Source organism: Marinobacter flavimaris (genome assembly GCF_002933295.1).
In the GTDB taxonomy this organism is placed as follows: Bacteria; Pseudomonadota; Gammaproteobacteria; order Pseudomonadales; family Oleiphilaceae; genus Marinobacter; species Marinobacter flavimaris.
In genome coordinates this window covers 1-439 of record NZ_PSSW01000051.1, presented here as the reverse complement: position 1 = coordinate 439, position 439 = coordinate 1, and the positions used below count along the sequence as shown (strand labels likewise).

Sequence of the window (439 nt, the reverse complement as noted above, 5' to 3'; positions counted from 1 at the left end):
GTGGCCCGCGGACACTCGAGGCCGATCTTCTTCATGGCCTTGTCGAAGCGGTCCCGGTCTTCGGCTTTATCAATGGTGTCGGCGTTGGCGCCGATCATTTCCACGCCGTGCTTTTCCAGAATGCCGTGGCGCTCGAGGTCCAGGGCGCAGTTCAGCGCNGTCTGNCCGCCCATGGTGGGCAACAGCGCATCCGGCTGCTCTTTCTCGATGATCTTCTCGACGGTCTTCCAGGTGATCGGCTCGATGTAGGTGGCATCGGCCATGACCGGGTCGGTCATGATGGTTGCCGGGTTGGAGTTAACCAGAATAACCCGGTAACCCTCTTCGCGCAGCGCCTTGCAGGCCTGGGCTCCGGAGTAATCAAACTCGCACGCCTGCCCGATCACGATGGGGCCGGCGCCCAGGATCAGGATGCTTTGGATGTCGGTACGTTTTGGCA

Annotated in this window: 1 protein-coding gene; it reads right to left on the bottom strand. The window is 61.3% G+C overall.

All coding sequences use genetic code 11. The features are described from left to right. A partial coding sequence (locus MDHKLMBL_RS20710; RefSeq protein ID WP_500684322.1) for a carbamoyl phosphate synthase preATP-grasp domain-containing protein occupies nucleotides 1-439 on the bottom strand: 439 nt, incomplete at both ends.